Below are 1,573 nucleotides of genomic sequence, written 5' to 3'. Positions count from 1 at the left end.
CTTCGCTAACGCGAATGTCGCGGGGTGGAGCAGCCCGGTAGCTCGTCAGGCTCATAACCTGAAGGTCACAGGTTCAAATCCTGTCCCCGCAACCACCTTGACTTGTCGAACCTCGGAAGCATCCGCTCCCGAGGATTTCTTTTGTCTGGTCGGCTGGCTGATCAGAAGCATCGCTGCGAGCTCACCGGTCATTTCCACCTGCAATGCCCCATCGACCCACGCACGTGAAACGCGCGTGCGATACAGCGGCGGTGCGAGCGCTCGAAATTTGGAAGCGAAAGGCCGTTTTTGGTGGAAGCACGAACCCGCTGCGCGGGAGGGTCGTGCGGGGCGCGGTTGAATTGACATCGCGGGTGTAGCGCATCGGTTGAGCGCTACGGGAAGCAGGCAGAGCATCGGGGTTCCACGAAAGGAGCCCTGCCATGACCATCCTCATACCCGTTGTTGCCGTCAGCCCGTTACGCCAACGTCTCACTGACGAGATGGACATACGCCGCTTCGGTCCTGAGACGCATCGGAACTACATTCGCGACGTCGGGCGGTTCGCGGCGTTCCTCGGACGCTCGCCCGACACAGCAACGGCGGAGGAGGTTCGGCGCTTCCAGATCGAGCAATGTGACCTGGGCGTGCCTGCGCCGACCATGAATGCTATCGTATCGGCACTGCGGTTGTTCTTCATCGAGACGCTCGACCGGCCGGATCTTGCCCGTAAGCTGGTCCGCATGCGGCACGTGCGCAAGTTGCCGGTGGTCCTGAGCCAGGACGAGGTGGCGCGGCTGTTGGCGGCAACCACATGCCTCAAACATCAGGCGGCGCTGTCGGTCGCCTATGGCGCCGGACTGCGTGCGGCCGAGGTCTCCGCCCTCAAAGTGCGCGACGTCGACAGCGAGCGCATGCTGCTGCGGGTCGAGCGCGGCAAGGGCGGGCGGTATCGCAACGCCATGCTCCCGGTCGGGCTGTTGGCGTTGCTGCGGGAGTGGTGGCGAGTGGGTCGGCGTGAGGGCGTATTGCACGTCGATGGGTGGCTGTTTCCCGGTCAGCACTATCTCAAGCCTCTCAGCACGCGGCAGATCTACCGGGTGGTGGTCGAGGCGGGGCAAGCAGCGGGCATCGATAAGCGGGTCGGACCGCACACGTTGCGGCACTGTTTCGCCACGCACCTGCTCGAGGACGGAATCGACGTTCGCATCATTCAGACGCTGCTAGGGCACGCCAAGCTGGAGACCACCGCCTATTACACGCAGGTCGCCACCCGGGTGCTGCGCAACGTGACCAGTCCGTTCGACAGGCTGGCGATGACCGCTATGGAAGCGAGAGCGTTCAGCGGCTGAGCGAGAATGCGTGCCTCTGTCGAGGTCGCCGACATCTTTCGCACCGCCGTCATGGGCGGTCACGTCGAAGCCTGCACCGACTGCGGGCACTGGCGGGTTGCCTACAACTCTTGCCGGAACCGGCACTGCCCGCGGTGCCAGGGCGCAGCGGCACGCACGTGGCTCGCCGAGCGCGAGGCCGACCTTCTGCCGGTCGGCTACTTCCATGTCGTCTTCACGCTGCCCGCCGAGGTTGCCGATGT

Annotated in this window: 2 protein-coding genes and 1 tRNA gene; all 3 read left to right on the top strand. The window is 64.4% G+C overall.

The window, feature by feature from the left end:
* The first annotated feature begins 18 nt into the window (after nt 1-18).
* Nucleotides 19-95 (top strand) — tRNA-Met (locus C8J46_RS20635).
* Between the two features lie 327 nt (nt 96-422).
* Nucleotides 423-1,331 (top strand): tyrosine-type recombinase/integrase, encoded by a 909-nt coding sequence (locus tag C8J46_RS20630; RefSeq protein WP_132742553.1) that lies wholly within the window; start codon nt 423-425, stop codon nt 1,329-1,331.
* A gap of 6 nt (nt 1,332-1,337) precedes the next feature.
* Nucleotides 1,338-1,573, top strand: a 236-nt coding sequence (locus C8J46_RS20625) for a transposase zinc-binding domain-containing protein (protein ID WP_207894254.1), incomplete at its 3' end; no start/stop codon positions are given.

Origin of the sequence: Sphingomonas sp. PP-F2F-A104-K0414 (genome assembly GCF_004340945.1) — a bacterium.
Lineage (GTDB): Bacteria > Pseudomonadota > Alphaproteobacteria > Sphingomonadales > Sphingomonadaceae > Sphingomonas.
This window is presented reverse-complemented; position numbering and strand designations above follow the sequence as displayed.

Bases quoted from the DNA above. Each gene is read 5' to 3' on its own strand.
- C8J46_RS20630 (WP_132742553.1), top strand. From the start codon at position 423: ATGACCATCCTCATACCCGTTGTTGCCGTCAGCCCGTTACGCCAACGT.